Origin of the sequence: Streptomyces sp. NPDC091292 (assembly GCF_044757265.1) — a bacterium.
In the GTDB taxonomy this organism is placed as follows: Bacteria; Actinomycetota; Actinomycetes; order Streptomycetales; family Streptomycetaceae; genus Streptomyces.
Genome location: NZ_JBIVUQ010000009.1, coordinates 127,227 through 144,858, shown reverse-complemented (window position 1 = coordinate 144,858; position 17,632 = coordinate 127,227). Strand labels below are relative to the sequence as shown.

At 69.8% G+C, this 17,632-nt stretch carries 15 protein-coding genes; 8 read left to right on the top strand and 7 right to left on the bottom strand.

Features of this window, described 5'->3' with window-relative positions; translation table 11 throughout:
* Window positions 1-295 precede the first annotated feature (295 nt).
* Window positions 296-2,755 (top strand): DNA topoisomerase (ATP-hydrolyzing) subunit A, encoded by a 2,460-nt coding sequence (locus ACIQNU_RS24705; RefSeq protein ID WP_401370241.1) that lies wholly within the window; start codon window positions 296-298, stop codon window positions 2,753-2,755.
* Window positions 2,756-2,812: 57 nt separating this feature from the next.
* Here ACIQNU_RS24705 and ACIQNU_RS24700 read toward each other — a convergent pair whose 3' ends face one another.
* Entirely contained in the window at window positions 2,813-4,054 is a 1,242-nt protein-coding gene (locus ACIQNU_RS24700; RefSeq protein WP_401370238.1) for a CobW family GTP-binding protein, read from the bottom strand.
* 328 nt (window positions 4,055-4,382) lie between these two features.
* Here ACIQNU_RS24700 and ACIQNU_RS24695 point away from each other — a divergent pair, with 328 nt between their 5' ends.
* A complete protein-coding gene (locus tag ACIQNU_RS24695; protein WP_401370235.1) occupies window positions 4,383-4,961 on the top strand; it encodes a DUF6082 family protein in 579 nt (192 codons plus the stop codon).
* Between the two features lie 240 nt (window positions 4,962-5,201).
* Window positions 5,202-5,438 (top strand): hypothetical protein, encoded by a 237-nt coding sequence (locus ACIQNU_RS24690; protein ID WP_401370232.1) that lies wholly within the window; start codon window positions 5,202-5,204, stop codon window positions 5,436-5,438.
* A 57-nt stretch (window positions 5,439-5,495) separates the two neighbouring features.
* On the opposite strand, the gene ACIQNU_RS24685 is transcribed toward ACIQNU_RS24690, so the two are convergent.
* On the bottom strand, window positions 5,496-6,686 hold the full coding sequence (locus tag ACIQNU_RS24685) for a citrate synthase/methylcitrate synthase (RefSeq protein WP_401370229.1): 1,191 nt from the start codon (window positions 6,684-6,686) through the stop codon (window positions 5,496-5,498).
* 112 nt (window positions 6,687-6,798) lie between these two features.
* Here ACIQNU_RS24685 and ACIQNU_RS24680 point away from each other — a divergent pair, with 112 nt between their 5' ends.
* The 4 genes from ACIQNU_RS24680 (at window position 6,799) to ACIQNU_RS24665 (ending at window position 11,644) form a co-directional block, all read left to right on the top strand.
* Window positions 6,799-8,061: a citrate/2-methylcitrate synthase gene (locus tag ACIQNU_RS24680; protein WP_401370226.1), complete on the top strand. Its 1,263-nt coding sequence runs from the start codon at window positions 6,799-6,801 to the stop codon at window positions 8,059-8,061.
* A 103-nt stretch (window positions 8,062-8,164) separates the two neighbouring features.
* Complete coding sequence (locus ACIQNU_RS24675) at window positions 8,165-9,091, top strand: sucrase ferredoxin (RefSeq protein WP_401370223.1); 927 nt, start codon at window positions 8,165-8,167, stop codon at window positions 9,089-9,091.
* Between the two features lie 98 nt (window positions 9,092-9,189).
* Window positions 9,190-10,950, top strand: coding sequence for an ATP-binding protein (locus ACIQNU_RS24670; RefSeq protein WP_401370220.1), 1,761 nt, complete (start codon window positions 9,190-9,192; stop codon window positions 10,948-10,950).
* 13 nt (window positions 10,951-10,963) lie between these two features.
* Window positions 10,964-11,644 carry a response regulator gene (locus ACIQNU_RS24665; RefSeq protein WP_401370218.1) on the top strand — a complete coding sequence of 227 codons (681 nt, stop codon included), beginning with the start codon at window positions 10,964-10,966 and terminating at the stop codon, window positions 11,642-11,644.
* A gap of 125 nt (window positions 11,645-11,769) precedes the next feature.
* Here ACIQNU_RS24665 and ACIQNU_RS24660 read toward each other — a convergent pair whose 3' ends face one another.
* The 3 genes from ACIQNU_RS24660 to ACIQNU_RS24650 all read right to left on the bottom strand — a co-directional run bounded on the left by ACIQNU_RS24660 (window position 11,770) and on the right by ACIQNU_RS24650 (window position 14,580).
* On the bottom strand, window positions 11,770-12,804 hold the full coding sequence (locus tag ACIQNU_RS24660; protein WP_401370536.1) for an ABC transporter substrate-binding protein: 1,035 nt from the start codon (window positions 12,802-12,804) through the stop codon (window positions 11,770-11,772).
* Between the two features lie 104 nt (window positions 12,805-12,908).
* Window positions 12,909-13,775: an ABC transporter permease gene (locus ACIQNU_RS24655; RefSeq protein WP_401370215.1), complete on the bottom strand. Its 867-nt coding sequence runs from the start codon at window positions 13,773-13,775 to the stop codon at window positions 12,909-12,911.
* Window positions 13,765-14,580: an ABC transporter ATP-binding protein gene (locus tag ACIQNU_RS24650; protein ID WP_401370212.1), complete on the bottom strand. Its 816-nt coding sequence runs from the start codon at window positions 14,578-14,580 to the stop codon at window positions 13,765-13,767. The genes ACIQNU_RS24655 and ACIQNU_RS24650 overlap by 11 nt, the downstream gene beginning before the upstream one ends.
* A gap of 147 nt (window positions 14,581-14,727) precedes the next feature.
* Here ACIQNU_RS24650 and ACIQNU_RS24645 point away from each other — a divergent pair, with 147 nt between their 5' ends.
* Entirely contained in the window at window positions 14,728-15,429 is a 702-nt protein-coding gene (locus ACIQNU_RS24645) for a response regulator (protein WP_401370210.1), read from the top strand.
* Window positions 15,430-15,522: 93 nt separating this feature from the next.
* Here the strand turns inward: ACIQNU_RS24645 and ACIQNU_RS24640 are convergent, their stop codons facing one another.
* Together ACIQNU_RS24640 and ACIQNU_RS24635 are read right to left on the bottom strand one after the other, a co-directional pair.
* Window positions 15,523-17,115 (bottom strand): cation acetate symporter, encoded by a 1,593-nt coding sequence (locus ACIQNU_RS24640; protein WP_401370207.1) that lies wholly within the window; start codon window positions 17,113-17,115, stop codon window positions 15,523-15,525.
* The gene (locus ACIQNU_RS24635) at window positions 17,112-17,582 is read right to left on the bottom strand and encodes a DUF485 domain-containing protein (protein WP_401370204.1); all 471 of its coding nucleotides are present in this window, start codon (window positions 17,580-17,582) and stop codon (window positions 17,112-17,114) included. The genes ACIQNU_RS24640 and ACIQNU_RS24635 overlap by 4 nt, the downstream gene beginning before the upstream one ends.
* Window positions 17,583-17,632: the final 50 nt, after the last annotated feature.

Here is a 17,632-nt window from a genome sequence, read left to right as displayed (position 1 = left end):
TCCCGTGCGGGACGGCGGGACCCGGGTCCGACCCTCGTGGGACCCCGGCGCGACCTCAGTGCGACCGGGGCCCGACCGGGGGTGACCGGAGCCCGAACCGGGGTGATCAGGCCGCCGAACCGGAAGATCCGGCCGCAGGATCGCAGGCGAACCGGCCGCCGGATCAGGGGGTCCCGAGACCTCTCGGCGCCTCCAACGGACGGGTCGCGGTCGGCGTTGTCAGTGCGGCGGTCCACAATGGTCCGCATCCGATTCCGTTCCATGCCCCTGCACAGTGTGAAGGAGCCGCAGCGCGATGGCCCGCCGCAGCACGAAGACCCCGCGACCCGGTGACGACGCGGACTTCGAGGAGAAGATCCTCGACATCGACGTCGTCGACGAAATGCAGGGCTCCTTCCTTGAGTACGCCTATTCGGTCATCTACTCACGCGCCCTGCCCGACGCCCGCGACGGCATGAAGCCGGTACAGCGGCGCATCGTCTACCAGATGAACGAGATGGGCCTGCGCCCCGACCGCGGCTATGTGAAGTGCGCGCGCGTCGTCGGCGAGGTCATGGGCAAGCTCCACCCGCACGGCGACGCGTCGATCTACGACGCGCTGGTGCGCATGGCGCAGCCGTTCTCCATGCGCGTGCCCCTCGTCGACGGCCACGGCAACTTCGGCTCCCTCGGCAATGACGACCCGCCGGCCGCGATGCGGTACACCGAGTGCCGGATGGCCGACGCCACCTCGCTGATGACCGAGTCGATCGACGAGGACACGGTCGACTTCTCGCCGAACTACGACGGCCAGGAGCAGGAGCCGGTCGCCCTCCCGGCCGCGTATCCGAACCTCCTGGTGAACGGCTCGTCGGGCATCGCCGTAGGCATGGCGACGAACATGCCGCCGCACAACCTCGGTGAGGTCATCGCCGCCGCCCGCCACCTCATCCGGCACCCGGGCGCGGACCTGGAGACCCTGATGCGGTATGTCCCGGGGCCCGACCTCCCCACGGGCGGCCGGATCGTGGGCCTGTCCGGCATCAGGGACGCGTACGAGACGGGCCGGGGCACCTTCAAGATCCGTGCCACGGTCGCGGTCGAGACGGTGACCGCGCGCCGCAAGGGCCTGGTCGTCACGGAGCTGCCATTCAGCGTCGGCCCCGAGAAGGTCATCGCGAAGATCAAGGACCTGGTCGGCTCGAAGCGGCTTCAGGGCATCGCGGACGTCAAGGACCTCACCGACCGTGCGCACGGCCTGCGTCTCGTCATCGAGATCAAGAACGGCTTCGTTCCGGAAGCGGTCCTTGAGCAGCTCTACAAGCTGACGCCGATGGAGGAGTCCTTCGGCATCAACAATGTCGCCCTGGTCGACGGTCAGCCCCTCACGCTGGGCCTCAAGGAGCTTCTTGAGGTCTATCTCGACCACCGTTTCACCGTCGTGCGGCGGCGCAGCGAGTTCCGCCGCAAGAAGCGGACGGACCGGCTGCACCTGGTGGAGGGCCTGCTCGTCGCGCTGCTCGACATCGACGAGGTCATCCGTCTGATCCGCTCCAGCGACAACTCGGCGCAGGCCAAGACGCGCCTGATGGAGCACTTCTCGCTGAGCGAGATCCAGACGCAGTACATCCTGGACACCCCGCTGCGCCGGCTCACCAGGTTCGACCGGATCGAGCTGGAGTCGGAGCGCGACAAGCTCACCGCGGAGATCGCGGAGCTGACCCGGATCCTGGAGTCCGACGCGGAGCTGCGCAAGCTCGTCTCGGGTGAACTGGCCGCGGTGGCGAAGAAGTTCGGCACCGAGCGTCGGACGGTCCTGCTGGAGTCCTCGGGCACCCAACCGTCCGCGGTGCCCCTCCAGGTCGCCGACGACCCCTGCCGGGTGCTGCTGTCGTCCACGGGCCTGCTGGCGCGCACGCCGAACGGTGAGCCGCTGGGTGAGCACGACGGCCGCCGCACCAAGCACGACGTGATCGTGTCGTCCGTCCCCGCCACCGCGCGCGGTGAGGTCGGCGCCGTCACGTCCACCGGGCGGCTGCTGCGCATCACCGTGGTCGACCTGCCGCAGCTCCCGGACACGGCCACAGCGCCCAACCTCTCGGGCGGCGCCCCGATCTCCGAGTTCCTCACCCTGGAGGGCGACGAGAAGCTGATCTGTCTGACCACGCTCGACGAGTCGTCCCCGGGCCTCGCGATCGGCACGGCCCAGGGCGTCGTCAAACGCGTGGTCCCGGACTACCCGACCAACAAGGACGAGTTGGAGGTCATCTCCCTCAAGGACGGCGACCGAATCGTCGGCGCGGTCGAGCTGAGCACCGGCGAGGAAGACCTCGTCTTCATCACGGACGACGCCCAACTGCTGCGCTACCAGGCGTCCCAGGTGCGTCCGCAGGGCCGTCCGGCGGGTGGCATGGCGGGCGTCAAGCTGACGGACGGCGCGAAGGTCATCTCGTTCACGGCCATCGATCCGGCGGCGGACGCCGTGGTGTTCACGGTCGCGGGCTCACGCGGCACCCTGGACGACTCCGTCCAGACGACCGCCAAGCTGACCCCGTTCGACCAGTACCCGCGCAAGGGCAGGGCCACGGGTGGCGTGCGCTGCCAGCGGTTCCTGAAGGGCGAGGACTGCCTGAGCCTGGCCTGGGCGGGCCCGACACCCGCGCGCGCGGCGCAGAAGAACGGCACACCGGTGGACCTGCCCGAGATCGACCCGCGCCGCGACGGATCGGGTGTGTCCCTGGCGAAGACGGTGGCGGTGGTGGCAGGCCCGGCGTGATCCGGGCGGGCGCGGGGCCTGGTCCTGGGCGAGGGCCAGGGCGAGGGCCTGAGCGGCTTACCAGGCTTGAGGCGGGCCGGGGATGTCGTCGTCAGCGGCGACAGCATCCCCGACCCACTCGTCATCCTCCGCGCCCTCCGCGCCCTCCGGCACCGGTACGTACCGAAGTACGCCCCACATACTGTGCTCCTGGGGCGTGTCCTCGGGTACGAGGACCTGGCAGGCGTCGAGTTCCTTGCGCAGCGCGGGGGCGTCGATTCCGGTGCCGATGAACACGAGCTGAGTCACCTGCTCCTCGCCCTCGCCCCACGGCTCCGGATAGAACCGCAGGAACCGCCCCACGGCATGCACGGCGTAGCGGTTACGGGGATCGGCGACGCCGAAATCGACGTACCCCTTGATCCGGTAGAGCCCCGCGGGCCGGCTGTCGAGAAGGTCCATGAGGCGCCGGGGGTGGAGTGGCGCGGCGGCGCGGTAGGAGACGGACGTGTAGGCGCTGTGCAGGTGGGGGCGGCTGTCGGGGCGGGCGCCGTCGGATCGAACCTGACAGTGATCATGACCGTCTTCATGGTCATGATCACTGTCATGAAGACAGTCATCGTCCTGGCCGTGACCGTGGCCCTGGCCGTGGCCGTGGCCGTCATGGCTACCGTCCGCGGCCAGGTCGTCGAAGGACAGCTGCCCGACCCGCTCCTCGACGGCCTTCCGGTCGAAGAGCAGCTCCGGGTCGATCCGCCCGTACGCGGCGGTGACGACGGCAGCCCTGTCGACCAGCGAGCCGACGAGCCCGAGCACCCGGTCGAGGTCCGCCGGGGCCACCCGGTCGGCCTTGTTCACGACGACGAGGTCGGCGATACCGAGGTGCCGGTCCAGCTCGGGGTGCCGCTCCCTGGTGGCGTCGAACTCGACCGCGTCGACCACCTCGACGAGTCCCCCGTACACCACACGGGGATTCTCGCTGGCCAGCACCATCCGTACGAGTTCCTGCGGTTCGGCGAGCCCGCTGGCCTCGATGACGATGATGTCGATCCGGGCGGAGGGCCGGGTGAGCCGCTCCAGATAGACATCGAGTTCACTGACATCAACGGCGCAGCACAGGCAACCGTTCCCGAGAGACACCGTCGAGTCACCGAGCTGCCCGGCAACGGCCATGGCATCGATCTCGATCGCCCCGAAGTCATTGACGACGGCCCCGATACGACTCCCCCTGCTGCTGTGCAGCAGATGGTTGAGCAGGGTGGTCTTCCCCGACCCCAAAAACCCCGCCAATACGACAACACCCACCTGCCGCAACCCCACAACGACCCTCTTCCGCCCCACCGCGTACACCGGCGCACGCGTCGGAGCACTTACGACGACTGAATGCCGCCCCAGGATACGAGTGCCTGGGATCCTCACGATGTGAACGATTGTTAGCGGCGCTCGCGGGGCACACAGTCAGCACGGCGCCGGTACCGACGACAGGTGTTTCCCTCCGTGCGCCTCTTTCTCCGCCTCCCAGCCGATCAGAGCCGCTCGGCACCCTGGGATGCGCGGCTAGCGCACCGCTCATCGTTCATCGCGCGCCGGTCCGTTCCTGTCGCCCGCACCGACGACCGGCGGGCGGTCGTCCGGTTCGGGGGTTGACATGGTCATAGAAAGATTTGCGCTGCGGCGGCTGCGCTCCGTCGCGGCGGCGGGTGCGGCGGCAGCGGTGGCAGGCACGGCAGTCGCCGCGGCCACCCTGGTCCTCTCCGCGCAACAGCGCCGTCACGACGAACTGCACAGTCGACTGACTCGCATGGAGGAATCAAGTCGCTCAACACGCGACATCAACCTCGTCAACCAACAGCGTCTGCACTGGGAGTTGCTGAGCAAGGCGATGGACGATCCGTCGCTTGCCGCCGTCCTCGACACGTACAGCGAGGAGATACCTCCCGGGAAGCAGCGCCAGTTCCTCTTCGCCAACGCCCTGTACACAAACGCCTTCCTCGCCTACCGACTCGGAATCGTCGACCGCGACGAGTTGTTCGGGCATCTCCGCGGCATATTCCAGAACCCGGTGGTGCGGGAGTACTGGACCGCCACCCGCCCGCACCGGGCCACTCTGGAGGACGCCTCCGACGAGGCGCAGCTCGGGAGGATGGTCGACGGTCTGCTGCACGACCTCGACGAGGCGGACACCGACGAATGGTGGGTCGTGGGCGAATTGCCTCCGGATTCCTAGGCGGATCCCGGGCTCCCCCTTCCCCCGTGACACCCGCCGGACACCCGCCGGCAATCGGGCTCCAGCGATCCGTCCGGCCGCTGGACGGACTCCGCGCACCGCGACGGGACGCCGATCGGCCGGGCCGGTGAACTTCCCGGCGTCAGAGCCGTTTATTCTCACGACAGTTACCAGTCGAGGCATTCACCACCACTAGCCTTGCGCCGTCACACTGGTGTCTCCCCGAAGGACGGGTGTCCCTTGAAGATCGTGCGCCGCTTGGGTGTGCCTCCACGCGCCCGAGGCAGCCTCTCAGGCCAGAACTGCCCCGATTTGTTCGAGTTGAGTGACGGCAACTTCGCGGTCATCGGGACGGAAGCCACAGCGGCACTCGACAAGGAACTCCCGCCGGACGCCTCGCGCGCCGACTACGAACGCATCGTCGTCGTCAGCCGCGAAACCCTGATTCGCGCCAAGGCCGACATCCCCGACGCCTGATCGACCCTCACCCCACCCACAGGGCCCGGCACACCGTGGTGCCGGGCCGCCGTTGTGTCACGCGGCGGACGGCACCGGCACCGGCGCCCCCGGCCCCACATACCGCGCCGCCGGGCGGATGATCTTCGAGTCCTCGGACTGTTCCAGGATGTTGGCGCTCCAGCCCACCATCCGCGCCGCCGCGAACGTCGGCGTGAACATCTCGCGCGGCAATCCGCAGAGTTCCATGACGACCCCCGCGTAGAACTCCACGTTCGTATGAAGTTCACGGCCCGGCTTCAGCTCGGCGAGGATCGCCTCCACCTGCCGTTCGACCTCGACGGCGAAGTCCACCAGGGGGCCGCCGAACTCCTGGGCGATCCCCTTCAGCATGCGGGACCGAGGGTCCTCGGTGCGGTACACGGGGTGCCCGAACCCCATGATGCGGTCGCCCGCGAGGACGCGTTCACGGATCCACGCGTCGATGCGGTCCGAACTCCCGATGGCATCGATCGTGTCGAGCGCCCGACTCGGCGCACCCCCGTGCAACGGCCCGGACAGCGCCCCGATCGCCCCGACGAGGCACGCCCCGACATCCGCCCCGGTCGACGCGATGACTCGTGCGGTGAACGTCGACGCGTTGAAGCCGTGGTCAATGGTTGAGATCAAGTATTGCTCGACGGCACGGGCCCGCTCCGGCCCCGGCTCCGAACCCGTCAACATGTACAGATAGTTGGCGGCGAACGACAGATCCTCACGCGGCTCGACAGGATCAAGTCCCCGCCCGAGCCGGTACAGCGCGGCGAGCAGCGTGGGCGCGACGGCACACGCGGCAAGCGTGTCCCCCCGGCGCCGTTCCGCGTCGATGTCGTACACAGGCCGGAACCCCTGCTCCGCGCCGAACAGCGAGAGCCCCGTCCGGAGTCCGGCCAGCGGCCCCGAACGGCCACTGGCGGCGGCTACGGCCGGCAGCACGGCCCGCAGTTCGTCGGGCAGCGCGCGCAGGGCCGCCGTGTGCGCGGCGAAGGCGGCCGACCGCGCGGCGTCCGGCAGTTCGCCGTGCACCATGAGGTGCCAGACGTCCTCGAAGCTGCGGGTCTTCGCCAGTTCGACGGCCGAGTACTGGCGGTAGTGGTAGAAGCCCTCGCGCCCCCGGACGTCGCCGAGTGCGGTGTCGGTGACGACGACACCGGCGAGTCCGCGCGGTACGTCTACAGGAGCGGTGACGCCCGTCGTGTGGACGGCGGAACCGGTCGCATTGATGGACATGGTTTTGCCTCTGCTTCCTCCCTGGACTTGATTCGACTGTCCATGCTTGACTCCAATCCTGTCAATATTGATTCAATCAATATATATCGGTTACGCGGATACGGTGACGCGCATGACGGATCAGGAACCCATGCGGCAGGTGCACGAAGGGCTACGGCTCACCACCAAGGAGACCGCCGAACTCCTCGGCGTGAAGCCGGAAACCGTGTACGCCTACGTCAGCCGCGGCCAGCTCACCAGCCGCCGCGGCCCGGGGGGACGCGGCAGCACCTTCGACGCCCGGGAGGTCGAGTCCCTGGCCCGCGGCAACAGACGCGAGCGGGTGGCGCCCCCGTCCGTCGCCGATCTCTCCGTCCGCACCCGGATCACGTTGATCGAGAAGGACCGGTACTACTTCCGGGGTGTGGACGCGGTGGAGCTGGCCGCACAGCACTCGTACGAAGAGGTCGCCGAGTGGCTGTGGACCGGGGTGCTGCGGCCGGGCATCACGTTCAGCGCCCCCAGGGCGTCCGTCACCGTCGCCCGCCGCGCGGTCGACGCGCTCCCGGAGCTGAGCGGCCCCACGGACCGGCTGCGCGTCGCCGCCATCGCCGCCGCGGCTGCCGACCCGCTGCGCTTCGACCTGTCCGAGGAAGCCGTCCTGGGCACGGCCCGCACCCTCATCCCCACCCTCGTCGCCGCGCTCGCGCCGGCGCGCCCGACCCACCGCGACAAAGGCCCCCTCGCCCGGCGGTTGTGGGCGCGGCTGACCGGCCGCCCGGCCGACGACGCGTCACTGCGCGTACTGGACACGGCACTCGCCCTGCTCATCGACCACGACCTCGCCGCGTCGACCCTGGCCGTCCGGGTCGCCGCGTCGGCGCGCGCGCACGCGTACGCGGCGGTGTCGGCCGGCCTTGGCGTCCTGGAGGGCCCCCTGCACGGCGCGGCCAGCGGCCTCGCACACCGGATGCTCCTCGACGTGCTCGACCGGGGCGACGCGGCCCCCGTGGTGGCCGACGAACTGCGCGCGGGACGCCGTATCCCGGGCCTCGGTCATCGGCTCTACCCGGGCGACGATCCTCGCGCGCGGGCGCTGTTCACCCTTCTGGAGGACGTCCCCGGGGCGGCACCGGCGCTCGCGGCGGCCCAGGACGTCGTCACCACCACGGCCCGCCACACGGATCTGCACGCCAATGTGGACCTCGCCCTGTCGGTCCTGACGGCCTCCTCGGGGATGCCCGCCGAGGCAGGCGAGACGATCTTCGCCGTGGCGCGGACGGCGGGCTGGATCGCCCACGCCCTGGAGGAGTACCAGGAGCGCCCTCTGCGAATGCGGCCGAGCGGCCAGTACATCGGCCCGCGCCCGCCGCAGCCCCTCCCGCACGCCGGGTGACCGTCCCGCGCGCGGGGTGAGCCCGTGTCCGAGGACGCGGAGGGGGCCCGCGCGCGGGAGTGAAGGAAATCGACCTCGCGCAAGGCAGGTTAGGCTCACCTCTGTGAGTACGTGCGCCACCACTTCGCGGGACCTGGACGAGCCCCTCGCCGGGACGGCGGCCACGGCCAGGACCTGGCTGCTGCTCGAACAACCGGGTCCCTGGGGCGCCAAGGCACTCACATCGAGCCATCTGGACCCCGCCGTCGGCCGCGCGCTGGAAGCCGCCGCCGACGGCACGGGCGTACGGGTCGCCCTCATCCGCAGGCCCGGCCGGCACGCGGACTGCCACGCACCGGCGTCCCGGCGGGTCTACGTGGCGCACACCGTCCCGGGCGACGCCTGGCTGCGCGAGGCGACGACGGACGACCCCGGTCGCCTCCTCGACCTCGACTTCGCCGCACTCGGCGAGGGAGATCACGACAGCTTCGACCGTGTCCTGGGCGCCCAACCGCACATCGGGTCCCCGCTCGCTCTTGTGTGCACCAACGGCAAGCGCGACCGCTGCTGCGCCCTCCTGGGCCGCCCCCTCGCGTCGGAACTCACCGACGCGGGCGAGGAGGGCGTCTGGGAGGTCACTCACCTCGGCGGCCACCGCTTCTCGCCGACCCTGCTGGTGCTGCCGCACGGATACGCGTACGGCCGTGCGGAGGCGCCCCACGTCAAAGGCGTGCTCGACGCGATCCGTGACGGCCGGGTCGTCACCGAGGGGTGCCGCGGCAGCTCCGCCTGGGAGCGCCCCGGGCAGGCCGCCGAGCTGGCGGTGCGTACCTCGACGGGTGAGACCGCGGCGGGTGTCCTCGGTGTCGTGGAGACCGACGGCGCCGCCCCGCGCTGGGAGGTGACCGTCGCGCACACGGACGGCAGGCGCTGGCGCGTGACCGTCGCCCAGGGCGCGTCGCTGCCGCCGCGGCCGGAGAGCTGCGGCGCCGCGCTGGGGTCCCCCGCGCGCATGGACGTCGTCGCGGTACGGCAGCTCGCTCCGGTGTGAGGGCGCCCGGCCCGCCGGTGTTCCCCGCCACCGATGTCACGAGATCCCCGCCACAGGGACTACGGCGAAGCCGCCGGGGCCCCGTACCGTTCGTACGCATGAGCCCGACCCCCTCCAGGCGAAGACTGCGCCTCGGCCTGCCCCGGCGGGTGTTCTCGCAGGTCCTGCTGATGCAGCTGGCGATCGCGGCCGGAGTCGCCGTCCTCGCCACGGGCCTCTTTCTCGCGCCGCTCAGCGACCAGCTCGACGACCAGGCGATGCGCCGTGCCCTGGCCATCGCGCAGACGACCGCCGCGCAGCCCAGGATCGCGGAGGACCTGAAGGCGTCGCTGCCGACGGTCGACGGCCCCGTGCAGGCCGAGGCGGAGCGGATCCGCCGGGCCAGCGGTGCCGAGTACATCGTGATCATGAACATGGACGGGGTGCGCTGGTCGCACACCGACCGCAGCGAGGTCGGCAAGGTCGTCTCCACGGATCCCAGCGTCCCGCTCTCGGGCAAGGAGATCATGGAGATCGACAACGGCACGCTCGGACGCTCCGCGCGCGGGAAGGTGCCGTTGCGGGACGCGGACGGCACCGTCATCGGCGCGGTGTCGGTCGGCATCGCGTACGAGAGCGTGCGCGCCCGGCTCATCCAGTCGATCCCGGGGCTGCTCGCCTACGCGGGTGGCGCGCTCGCCGTGGGCGCCCTGGCCGCGTATCTGATCTCCCGGCGGGTCCAGCGGCAGACCCGCGACCTGGCCTTCTCCGACATCTCCGCGCTGCTCGCGGAGCGTGAGGCGATGCTGCACAGCATCCGTGAGGGCGTCGTCGCGCTGGACCGCGGCGGCCGGATCCGGCTGCTGAACGACGAGGCGCAGCGCCTCCTGGGGCTGGGCACGGAGGCCGTAGGAGAGCCCCTGGACGCCGCTCTGGGCGCCGGACGCACGACGGACGTCCTGGCGGGCCGGGTGACCGGCAAGGACCTGCTGACGGTCCGGGGACAGCGCGTCCTGATCGCCAACCGCATGCCCACCGACGACGGAGGCGCCGTCGCCACCCTGCGCGACCGCACCGAACTGGAACAGCTCGGCCGCGAACTCGACTCGACCCGGGGTCTCATCGACGCCCTGCGCGCGCAGGACCACGAGCACGCCAACCGGATGCACACCCTGCTGGGGCTGCTGGAACTTGAGATGTACGACGAGGCCGTCGAGTACGTCGGTGAGGTCGCCGGCGCCCACCGGGTCACCGCCGAGCAGATCACCGAGAAGATCCAGGACCCGCTCCTCGCCGCGCTCCTCGTCGGCAAGGCGACCGTCGCGGCGGAACGCGGTGTGACGCTCTCCGTCTCCCCCGACACCGCGCTGCCCGACCGGCTCGTCGACCCGCGCGGGCTGGTGACCGTCGTCGGCAACCTGGTGGACAACGCTCTCGACGCCGCCGCCGGTGTCGGACACGCGCGCGTGGAGGTCGTTCTGCGCGCCGAGGGCAGGACCGCTGTACTGCGGGTACGCGACACGGGCCCCGGGGTGCCCGCCGACCAGCGCGAGACGATCTTCACCGAGGGGTGGACCACGAAGAAGCCGCCGGCGCACGGCAAACGCGGCATCGGGCTCGCCCTGGTCCGGAGGCTGGCGGAGCGGCAGGGCGGCAGCACCGAGGTCGGGGAGGCCCCGGACGGTGGCGCCGAGTTCATCGTCGTCCTGCCCGACGCGCTGGCGGAGCCGGACCTGACGCATACGCCCGGAGCGATGACCGCGTCCGGACCGATGAGCGTCACCGGGCGGATGACAGCGACCGGCCCGGCGAGCGTGCCGGACCCGAGGGACGCGTCCGGCGCGGAGAGCGACCTGACAAGCACGGAGGATTCACGTTGACGGAGGGTTCACGTTGATCGAGGTCCTGGTCGTGGACGACGACATCCGTGTCGCGACCGTCAATGCCGCCTACGTCGGGAAAGTTCCCGGTTTCCGGGTGACGGCGAAGGCGCACAGCGCCGGCGAGGCACTGGCGCTGCTGGAACGCCACCCCGTCGACCTGGTCCTCCTCGACCACTACCTGCCGGACGAGACCGGCCTCGACGTCGTCCGCAGACTGCGCGAGGGCGGCCACCGGACGGACGTCATCATGGTCACCGCCGCGCGCGACGTCGGCACGGTCCAGGCGGCGATGCGGCTGGGTGCCCTGCAGTACCTCGTCAAGCCGTTCTCGTTCTCGGGACTGCGTACCAAACTGGAGGCGTACGCCACCCTGCGCCGCACGCTGGAGGGCGGCGGTGAGGCCGGACAGGCCGAGGTGGACCGTATGTTCGGCGCCCTCTCGGTCCCTTCGGGTGAACCGGAGCTGCCCAAGGGCCACTCCCCCACGACCGCCGAACTCGTGCGCCGCGCCCTCATGGGTGCCGACGGCCCGCTGTCGGCGCAGGAACTGGCGGACCGCACCCGGTTGAGCCGTCAGACGGCGCAGCGCTACCTCAAGCTCCTGGAGCGCACGGGTCGTGTCCGGCTCAGCCTCAAGTACGGCGAGACGGGCCGGCCCGAGCACCGCTACGAGTGGACGCCGCCCGTGTGACGCACGCGCCTGCCATGTGTCCGTGCAGGCGATCCGTGCAGGCGGCTGGCTTGGCGACGGGACGCGGGCAGGCGTGAGCCCCCGCGATCGGGGGGATTCGCGGGGGCTCACCGGGAAGGGCGGATTCAGCCCTTGGCCTTCTCCACGAACTCGGTGGTGAAGGTCTTGGACAGATCAACCTTGGCGTTCTTGAGGTTGGGGTTGAACGACTTGAGTACCCGCTCAACAGTTGACGGGCCGTCCGCAGGCATGACGCCGTCCGTGGTGAACATCGGCAGTGTGCTCTTGATCGCCTCCGCGTACAGCTTCTGCCCGCCCTGTGCGTAGTCGGCGGGCATCTTCGCCGCGATCTCCTCGGGGCTGTGCGTGGACATCCACTTGAGGGTCTTCACGAAAGCATTGGCGAGCTTCTGGACGGTGTCCTTGTGACCGTTGACCCAGTCAGTGTTCATGTACAGACTTGACGACGGATACGCACCACCGAGCGCCTGCTTGGATCCCTCCGGCGTCCGCATGTCGATCAACACGGTGCCGAGCTTCTTGTCCAGGATGTTGGCGACGGTCGGGTCCGTCGTCATACCTCCCTGGATGGACCCCTGCTGCAATGCGGCGATGAAGGTCTGTCCCGCTCCCACCGCCACGGGCGTGAACTCGTCGATGCCCACGCCGTCGTTGACGGCGAGGTACTTGGTGAGGAAGTCCGTGGACGAGCCGAGGCCGGTGACGCCGAGCTGCTTGCCCTTGAAGTCCTTGGGGGACTTGATGTCGCCCGCGGCCTTGGTGGACACGATCTCGACCTCGCCGGGCGCGTGCGAGAACTGCACGACGGACTCGACCTGCTTGCCCTTGACCTGGAGATCGAGGGTGTGGTCGTAGAAGCCGACGGTGCCCTGCACATCGCCCGACACGAGCGCTGTCTCGGCCTGCACACCGGCCGGCTCGGTCAACAGTTGAACGTCAACACCCTCGTCCTTGAAGTAACCGAGGCGCTCCGTGAGCATCGCGGGCATGTAGATCACCTTGTCGAGACCACCCACCATGATCTTGACTTTCGGAGAGCCGTCCTTGCTCGTCGAGCCGGAGTCTCCGCAGCCGCTGAGAAGCGTCAGTCCGGCGAGGACGCTCAACGTCACCGCGCCCGCTCCGACCGCCGACGTCATTCTGCTGTTGCCACGCATGTTCATCACGTCCTTTGGGGTTGTGCCAGAAAAGGGCGCCGCCGGCCGACAGGGCGGCGCCGATAGAGGTGTCCGGGAACGCGCCGCTACTGCTCGGTGCCGGGTTCCGCGGGCCGCCACTTGAAGAGGCGCCGTTCCGCGAAGGTGAGCAGGCCCTCGGTGAGCAGGGCGACGATCGCGAGGATCGCCATGGCCGCGTACACACCGGCGGCGTTGAACGTGCCCTGGGAGGCCGCGACGAGCAGACCGAGGCCCTTGGTCGCGCCGATGTACTCGCCGACGATCGCGCCGATCAGGGCGAAGCCGAAGCTCACATGGAGGCTGGTGAAAATCCAGGAGGTGGCGGACGGAATGACCACCTGGAAGGTGACCCGCCGGTTGCTCGCGCCGAGGATGCGGGCATTGGCGACGAGATTGCGGTCGACCTCCCGCGCGCCCTGGAAGGCGTTGAAGAAGACGGGGAAGAACACGAGGACCACGGCCGACGCGACCTTGGAGGCCGGTCCGAGTCCAAACCAGATCAGGAAGATCGGCGCCAGGACGATACGCGGAATCGCGTTGAGCACCTTGATGTAGGGGCCCACCACATCGGCGAGGAAGCGGATCCTGCCGAGCGTGATCCCGAGGACCACACCTCCGGCGACACCCACGACCCAGCCGAGGAGCGCCTCGTAGAGCGTGTACCAGATCTGTTCCCACAGGGAGCCCTGGGCGGTGCCGTCGACCGCCCATACGCGCATCTGTTCCCACACCTTGGACGGCATGGAGAAGTTGAACGGGTCGATGACCTCGGCGCGGGCCATGACCTCCCAGAGGACGATGACCGCGACGAGGAGCAGGCCACGGCTCCCGTAGACGAGGAAACGGCGGTTGCGGGCCGCACGCGCGCGGGCACGGGTGCGTTCCGTGGGCGCTGTCTTGGTCAGGGGCACGTCGAGCGTCTCATGCGACATCGGCGGCACCCCTCTCGCGGGTGATGCGGACCTCTTCGCCGAGCGACGCCCAAATTTCGCGGTAGATCTCCACGAAGCGGGGTTCCAGGCGGATCGATTCGACCTTGCGGGGGCGCGGCAGGTCGATCTCGTAGATCTGTTTGACGGTCGCCGGGCCCGCCGTCATGACGACGACCTTGTCGGCCAGGGCGATGGACTCCTCCAGGTCGTGGGTCACGAAGACCACCGACGCGCCGGTGCCGGCCCACAGGTCGAGGAGTTCGTCGGACATCAGCGCCCGGGTCTGGACGTCGAGCGCCGAGAACGGCTCGTCCATGAGGAGGATCTCGGGGTCGTTGACGAAAGTCGCCGCGAGTGCGACGCGCTTGCGCTGCCCGCCGGAGAGCTGATGCGGGTAACGATCCTCAAAAGTCGAGAGGCCGACGCGGGCCAGCCAGGCGCGGGCGCGCTCCTTGGCCTCCGCCTTGGGAACGCCCCGGAAACGGGGGCCGGCCATCACGTTGGACAGGACGGTGCGCCAGGGGAAGACGGCGTCCTGCTGGAAGACGAAGCCGACCTTGTCGCCGATGCCGCGCACGAGCTCGCCCGCGACGAGTACATCGCCTTCGGTGGGCTCCTCCAGGCCGCTGACCAGGGTGAGCGTGGTTGATTTGCCGCAGCCGGTGGGGCCGACGACCGCGACGAACTCGCCCTGCTCGACCGTCAGGTCAAGCGCCCGCACGGCGGTGTGCAGTGCCCCGGACGGCGTACGGAACGCCTTGCCGGCGCCCCTCAGCTCTATCGCGGGGCTGGTGTCTCTACTCATGGACCGGGACCGTAGGCGTGCTGTGGGTCACCGCGGGATCCTTGTGCGCGCTGGCCCATCTTCTGCTTGCAAACCCCTGTTGTGCTCGTTTTGCTCGCGCTACAACAACCAAGCCGAAACATGGGCTTAACGAGAAAGGCCCGGTCGATGATTGACGTCCTGGTCGTGGACGACGACTTCCGTGTCGCAGAGATCAACGCGCGGTACGTCGCCAAGGTTCCCGGCTTCCGCGTGGTCGCACGCGCCCACGACGCCGCCCAGGCGTTCGCCACCGTGCAGCGCGAGCGGATCGATCTCGTCCTGCTCGACCACTATCTGCCGGACGAGACCGGCCTCGCGCTGGTGCAGCACATGCGCCAACTCGGCCACCGCACCGACGTCATCATGATCACGGCGGCCGGCGATGTGGCGACGGTGCAGGACGCCATGCGCCTGGGGGCGCTCCACTACCTCGTGAAGCCGTTCACGTTCAGCGCGCTGCGCTCGCGCCTTGAGGCCTACGCGGCGCTGCGGCGCACGGTGGACCGGGTCGGCGGCAGTGGCAGCGGTATCGCGGTGCAGGAGCAGGTCGACCGGATCTTCGGCGCGCTGCGCACCACGACGGCCGCCCCGGCCCAGGGTCTGCCGAGCGGGCATTCGCTGCCCACGACGGATCTCATCTGCGGGGTGCTGCACCGGGCCGCGCAGCCCCTCTCCGCGTACGAGGTCGCCGCGGAGACGGGCCTGAGCCGCTCCACCGCGCAACGCTATCTGCGCCATCTGGAACAGGCCGGACGCCTCCGCCTCACCCTGCGCTACGGCGACACGGGCCGGCCAGAACACCGCTACGCGTGGGTCGCCCCGGGCTGAGGCCCCCGGCCGCAGGACCCGCCACCGTCCGTGGACCCGAGCCGTCGGCCCCCGCCACGCCTCGTCTTCCCGGCCACACCACGTCTTCCCGGGTCAGACCGCTCCGGCGCCGGTGAGCGAGCGCACTTCCGTCTCCGCGTGCTTGGCCTCATCGGCGGGCTCCGACGACGTCATGGTGCCCAGCCAGCCCGCCAGGAAGCCCAGCGGAATGGAGATCAGGCCCGGGTTCTCCAGCGGGAAGAACTGGAAGTTCACACCCGGGAACAGGGAGGTCGGACTCCCGGAGACCACAGGCGAAAGCATCACCAGCACCAGCGCCGGAATCAGCCCTCCGTACACCGACCACACGGCTCCCCTCGTCGTGAAGCTCCGCCAGAACAGCGAGTACAGCAGCACCGGCAGATTCGCCGACGCTGCGACCGCGAACGCCAGGCCCACCAGGAAGGCCACGTTCAGATCCCGCGCGAGCAGCCCGAGCCCGATCGCGACGACGCCGATCCCGACCGCGGCGATCCGGGCCACCGCGACCTCGCTGCGCTGCTTCGCGTGCCGCCTGCGCAGTGACGCGTACAGGTCGTGTGCGACGGACGCGGACGAGGCGAGCGTGATTCCGGCGACCACCGCGAGGATCGTGGCGAAGGCGACAGCGGCCACGATCGCGAACAGAACCGTTCCTCCGGTGGAGTCCGCGCCGCCGCCCACGTCGAGGGCGAGCAGCGGAACCGCCGTGTTCCCGGCCGGGTTCGACGCACGCACAGCGTCGGAGCCCACGATCGCGGCGGCGCCGAAGCCCAGCACGATCGTCATCAGGTAGAAGCTGCCGATGAGGCCGATGGACCAGACGACCGAGCGGCGGGCGGCCCGCGCGGTCGGCACGGTGTAGAAGCGGGACAGGATGTGCGGCAGTCCGGCGGTACCCAGGACGAGCGCGAGGCCCAGGCTGATGAAGTCGAACCGCGACGTCCAGTCCCCGCCGTACTTCAGCCCCGGTGCGAGGAAGTCCGCACCGTGTCCGCTGCGTGCGGCGGCGGTACGCAGCAGGTGGTCGAAGTCGCCGTGGAACCTGACCAGGACGAGCACGGTGAGCGTGATCGCGCCGCCCATCAGCAGGACCGCCTTGACGATCTGGATCCACGTGGTGGCTCGCATCCCTCCCAACGACACATAGATGACCATGAGCGCGCCGACCCCGATGACGGTCCACGTCTGAGCCGCCTCGCCGGTGCCTCCCAGCAGCAGCGCGACCAGGCTTCCCGCCCCCACCATCTGCGCCACCAGATAGAGAACGGACACGGTCACCGAGGAAGTTCCCGCCGCGATACGAACGGGCCGCTCGCTCATCCGGGCGGCGACGACATCCGCCAGCGTGAACCTCCCGCAGTTGCGGACCAGTTCGGCGACGAGGAAGAGCACGACGAGCCAGGCGACGAGAAAGCCCACCGAGTACAGCAGGCCGTCGTAGCCGAAGAGCGCGATAAGCCCGGAGATACCGAGGAAGGACGCCGCCGACATGTAGTCACCGGCGATGGCGAAACCGTTCTCCATGGGCGTGAACAGCCGTCCGCCCGCGTAGAACTCCTCCGCCGAACCATGGCGGTTGCGGCTCACCCAGGTCGTGATGCCCAGCGTGACCGCGACGAACGCGCTGAACAGCAGCAGTGCCAGCGTCTGGTGATGCCCCGTCACCGGCCGATTCCCCGCGTCAGCTCCTGTGTGTCCCACCGGAGGTCGAGGGCCGCCCGGTCCCGGCGCAGCCGGGCATGCCGGGCATACGCCCAGGTCAACACGAAGGTCGACAGAAACTGTCCGAGTCCCGCGACCATCGCCACATTCACGGCGCCGACCACGTGTCGCCCCATCAGTCCCGGCGCGGTGGTCGCGGCCACGACATAGGCGAGATACCAGGTGAGGAAGATTGCGACGGCCGGGACGACGAACCGACGGTACCGGCTGCGCACTTCCCGGAATGCCGCGCTCTGCTGCACCTCCAGGTAGATGCTGCTCGCGCTCCGCTCCTGCGGGGCGGCCTGAGGCGGTACGGCCGGGGCGGGTGCTCCGGCGCCGTCCCATTCGCCCCAGCCGGAGGCAAGCGCGTCGTACCAGGGGTCGTCGAACCGGGCCTCCCCGGCTTTCCGCCCGTCTTGCTTCTTCACCGGTATCTCCTTGTCCGCGGCCCGTACGGCCGCGTGCCCAAGGATGGGCA

What these genes read in the sequence shown, in the direction of transcription:
- ACIQNU_RS24705 (WP_401370241.1), top strand. Translation starts at nt 296, where the DNA reads ATGGCCCGCCGCAGCACGAAGACCCCGCGACCCGGTGACGACGCGGAC.
- ACIQNU_RS24695 (WP_401370235.1), top strand. Translation starts at nt 4,383, where the DNA reads ATGGTCATAGAAAGATTTGCGCTGCGGCGGCTGCGCTCCGTCGCGGCG.
- ACIQNU_RS24685 (WP_401370229.1), bottom strand. Translation starts at nt 6,686, where the DNA reads ATGTCCATCAATGCGACCGGTTCCGCCGTCCACACGACGGGCGTCACC.
- ACIQNU_RS24680 (WP_401370226.1), top strand. Translation starts at nt 6,799, where the DNA reads ATGACGGATCAGGAACCCATGCGGCAGGTGCACGAAGGGCTACGGCTC.
- ACIQNU_RS24670 (WP_401370220.1), top strand. Translation starts at nt 9,190, where the DNA reads ATGAGCCCGACCCCCTCCAGGCGAAGACTGCGCCTCGGCCTGCCCCGG.
- ACIQNU_RS24660 (WP_401370536.1), bottom strand. Translation starts at nt 12,804, where the DNA reads ATGACGTCGGCGGTCGGAGCGGGCGCGGTGACGTTGAGCGTCCTCGCC.
- ACIQNU_RS24655 (WP_401370215.1), bottom strand. Translation starts at nt 13,775, where the DNA reads ATGTCGCATGAGACGCTCGACGTGCCCCTGACCAAGACAGCGCCCACG.
- ACIQNU_RS24650 (WP_401370212.1), bottom strand. Translation starts at nt 14,580, where the DNA reads ATGAGTAGAGACACCAGCCCCGCGATAGAGCTGAGGGGCGCCGGCAAG.
- ACIQNU_RS24645 (WP_401370210.1), top strand. Translation starts at nt 14,728, where the DNA reads ATGATTGACGTCCTGGTCGTGGACGACGACTTCCGTGTCGCAGAGATC.